This is a genomic window from Alphaproteobacteria bacterium SS10 (assembly GCA_019192455.1).
In the GTDB taxonomy this organism is placed as follows: domain Bacteria; phylum Pseudomonadota; class Alphaproteobacteria; order TMED2; family TMED2; genus TMED2.
Genome location: JAHCML010000015.1, coordinates 1 through 3,650, shown reverse-complemented (window position 1 = coordinate 3,650; position 3,650 = coordinate 1). Strand labels below are relative to the sequence as shown.

The window sequence follows — 3,650 nt, the reverse complement described above, 5'->3', positions numbered from 1 at the left end:
GGCGTTAATCAGGGCGTAGGCGATGCCACCAGTGAGGTGGAGGTTGAGGTCGATATCACCGACACAATCAAGTTCGAGGGTAAGACCGGCAACCGCAATAACAACAGCGTTGGCGTCAGCATTGAGTGGGATTATTAACTTACAAAGAAGCGATTAAACGCTTTGATAAAACTAGATTTTATAGATTCGGCTGGCGCTGGCTCTAGGTCGGCGAAAAACCCGTCTTGCGGCTTGCCAAAGAACTTCTCAGCTTCTTCGGCGCTGAATCCGGCCAGCTCCGTCGCTTCAAGATAGGCGGCGATTTGGTCGGCGCGCTTGATCGCCTTTGTCACCCGTTCCGGCAGGAGGGCGGGCAGGCCAAAGCGCAGATGGATCGCCTGTAAAAGTCGCTCTTCAAACTGTTTGTAGTCGATGCCAACGGCCCGCTTAAACGGGCTGATCAAATCGCCCACCACGTATTCCGGCGCATCGTGCAGCAGGGCGGCCAGGCGGTCCGCATCGCTCGCTTTGGGGTGGATATGCGGCAGGATATCAACGACCAGCAGGCTGTGTTGCGCCACCGTGAAGGCGTGGTCGCCTGAGGTTTGCCCATTCCAGCGGGCAACCCGCGCCAGACCATGGGCAATATCCTCAATCTCAATATCAACCGGTGAGGGGTCGATTAGGTCCAGGCGACGGCCGCTTAGCATCCGCTGCCAGGCCCGTTTGTTATCGACCCCACCGGCCATGGTTAGGCAGCCTCGCCAAACACCCGGGCGAAGATCGTATCCACATGCTTGGTGTGATAGCCGAGATCAAACAGTGCGGTGAGGGCGTCCATTTCCAGTGCCGCCAGCACCTCATCATCGCCTTTGAGGGCATTGAGGAAGGCACCGGTGCGGTCGCCCTCAATCGCCCAAACGGCCATCGCATTGCGCTGGACCAGGCGGTAGGCATCTTCCCGGCTTACACCAGCCTGGGTTAGGGCCAGCAAAACGCGTTGTGAGAAGACCAGACCGCCAAGGCTGTCCATGGTTTTGCGCATCTGCTCTGGGTAGACGAGCAGCTTCTCAATCACCATGGCCATCCGGTGGAGGGCAAAATCCAGGGTCACGGTCGCATCGGGGCCGATCATCCGCTCAACCGATGAGTGGGAGATATCCCGCTCATGCCAGAGGGCGACATTCTCCAGGGCGGGGACAACCATCCCGCGCACCAGACGTGCGAGGCCGGTCAGGTTCTCGGTCAGGATTGGGTTCCGCTTATGCGGCATCGCGGAGGAACCCTTTTGGCCTTTGGCAAAATACTCCTCAGCTTCACGCACTTCCGTGCGCTGCAGGTGGCGAATTTCGGTGGCCAGGTTCTCAACCGAGCCGGCAATGCCACCCAGTACGGAGAAGAAATAGGCATGGCGATCGCGCGGGATCACCTGGGTTGAGACGGGCTCAATGGTAAGGCCCATTTTCTCAGCCACATGGGCCTCAACTGCTGGGTCGATATTGGCGAAGGTGCCAACCGCACCTGAGATCGCGCAGGTGGCAATCTCCTCACGGGCGCGGAGTAGGCGGGTACGCTGCCGGTCGAAGGCGGCGTAATGCCCGGCGAGCTTCAGCCCAAAGGTATTTGGCTCGGCATGAATGCCGTGGCTACGGCCGATGCAGATCGTGTCTTTGTGCTCATACGCCCGGTCTTTAAGGGCAGCGAGCAGGCGGTCCATGCCCACGAGCAGTAGGTCGCTCGCCTGCTTCAGCTGCACCGATAGGGTGGTGTCGAGCACGTCGGAGGAGGTCATGCCCTGGTGAACAAAGCGTGCCTGCGGGCCGACATACTCAGCGAGGTTGGTCAGAAAGGCGATGACGTCATGCTTGGTCTCCGCCTCAATCTCATCAATGCGTGAGACTTCGAACTTCCCATGCTCCCAAACCGCCTGGGCGGCGTCTTTTGGAATAACGCCAAGCTCAGCCTGGGCATCGCAGGCATGGGCCTCAATCTCGAGCCAGATTTGAAACTTGTTCTCAGGTTCCCAGATGGCGGCCATCTCAGGGCGGGTATAGCGAGGGATCATTGTGACGTTGTGCCTAGTTACGGGTCTTAGAAGTGCCGTCGCGCCGAAAAACTATTCGGGTTCAATGGCTTCGAGGTCGATTTGAAAGCGGTCGATCACCACCTTGCCGCGGTGCTCGAAGTTGATGGTGATGCGGTTATCGATGACGCTTTGGATCTGGCCATTGCCCCAATCAGGCTGGCCGGGGTGCTTAACCCAGCCACCGGGCACCAAAAATCCAACCTCATCATCACCGGCCATCATGGTCCAACTTCATATCGTTTCGCGCCAGGTTACGGCTCTGACGCGGTTGCTTTCTCAGTCGGCGGCGGTTTTAGCGTGATTATCGATGAATGTCTTGGGCTCATTAAGACTGCGTCAACGCAATCCGGTCATGGTCAATTTGGGCGTCGGGATGGTACCGTTCCGTCCCCGCAAAGTTTGAACAACAACAATAACATTCAACTGTATTCCTGATCGGCTCGCGGTTCGTCCAGCTGAGCGACCAGGTCGGAGGTAGATGGCTTATGTCGCAGCCCTTAGCGGAACAGGCGACCGAACCATTGGCAGAGATCAGTCCCCAGCTGTTGAGCGAGGTGCTGACGACAAAGCTTTGCCATGATCTGGTGAGCCCGGTGGGCGCCGTGAATAACGGCATCGAACTTATCCAAGAGATGGGTGATGACGTGCGCGATGAGGCGATGGAGCTGATCGCGGGCTCCGCCTTGGCCGCAGCGCGACGCCTGACCTATTACCGCCTCGCCTTCGGGATGACCTCTCAGCGGTCAAAGGTATCGGTCGCCGATGCACGGCAGGTTGCAACGTCGCTGTTTGAGAACAGCCGGATCGAATTGGATTGGCCACGATATCTGATCATTCCTTTCGAGGGTGGCGCCCTGCCTAAGGCGGTGTTGAATGTCCTGCTCTTAGCTGAGGAGGCCCTACAGCGCGGCAAAATTGAGCTCGCCAGCCAAGAGGGGCGTGGGCGCCTAACTTTTAGATTGATGGGCAGTGAGCCGGGTTTGTCTGATGAGAGCCGTGCTGCTTTTGACGGGAATGTTGCGGCGGCTGACCTTACGCCACGCACCATCCAGGTCTGTTTGACCGGCTTGGTCCTGCGTGAGCACGGGTTCTTTTTAACCTTTGATCCGGTCGGCACGGACCGGCTCGATCTTCATATGGGGCGCCGTTGAGGTGGGTTGATATCGCTTCAACGGCCGCTGGTATTGGGCAGAAGTAGGAAAAAGGGGCTGTTGCGGGCATGCATCCGCTGGGTCGGGCCCTCGGGTAAGTTCACAAAAACGGAGCGCATCGCCGGGTTATTTAGCGTTTAATAGGAAAATTACGGTGCTCTTGATGGTGCGCGGGTGGCCCCCGTGATCAACACCAACAAAGGGCGCTGGCGGCAACGACTATCCAGCCCGTCTAATTTGTTGAATGCGGGATGGATATAGATGACGGCCGATACGGGGCGGTAAAGTGATGGATGATCTACTTAGCGAATTTCTGACCGAAACCAATGAGAGCATGGACACGCTCGACGTCGAATTGGTGAAGCTTGAGCAAAATCCCAACGATCAAGCTATTCTTTCGAACATTTTCCGCCTGGTGCACACGATCAAAGGGA

The 3,650-nt window shown here is 57.5% G+C and carries 5 protein-coding genes; 2 read left to right on the top strand and 3 right to left on the bottom strand.

The annotated features are described in order from the left end of the window. Window positions 1-134 precede the first annotated feature (134 nt). Genes KI792_14645 through KI792_14635 form a run of 3 tightly spaced genes read right to left on the bottom strand, consistent with a single transcriptional unit; the run spans window position 135 to window position 2,284 of the window. Window positions 135-689 (bottom strand): HD family hydrolase, encoded by a 555-nt coding sequence (locus KI792_14645; protein ID MBV6634261.1) that lies wholly within the window; start codon window positions 687-689, stop codon window positions 135-137. Window positions 690-730: 41 nt separating this feature from the next. After that, window positions 731-2,044 (bottom strand): adenylosuccinate lyase, encoded by a 1,314-nt coding sequence (locus tag KI792_14640; GenBank protein ID MBV6634260.1) that lies wholly within the window; start codon window positions 2,042-2,044, stop codon window positions 731-733. Window positions 2,045-2,095: 51 nt separating this feature from the next. Further along, a complete protein-coding gene (locus KI792_14635) occupies window positions 2,096-2,284 on the bottom strand; it encodes a DUF3553 domain-containing protein (GenBank protein MBV6634259.1) in 189 nt (62 codons plus the stop codon). 266 nt (window positions 2,285-2,550) lie between these two features. On the opposite strand from KI792_14635, the gene KI792_14630 reads away from it, so the two are divergent. Continuing rightward, the gene (locus KI792_14630; protein MBV6634258.1) at window positions 2,551-3,216 is read left to right on the top strand and encodes a hypothetical protein; all 666 of its coding nucleotides are present in this window, start codon (window positions 2,551-2,553) and stop codon (window positions 3,214-3,216) included. 289 nt (window positions 3,217-3,505) lie between these two features. Then, window positions 3,506-3,650 (top strand): Hpt domain-containing protein (locus KI792_14625; GenBank protein MBV6634257.1); only part of this gene is annotated, 145 nt, incomplete at its 3' end.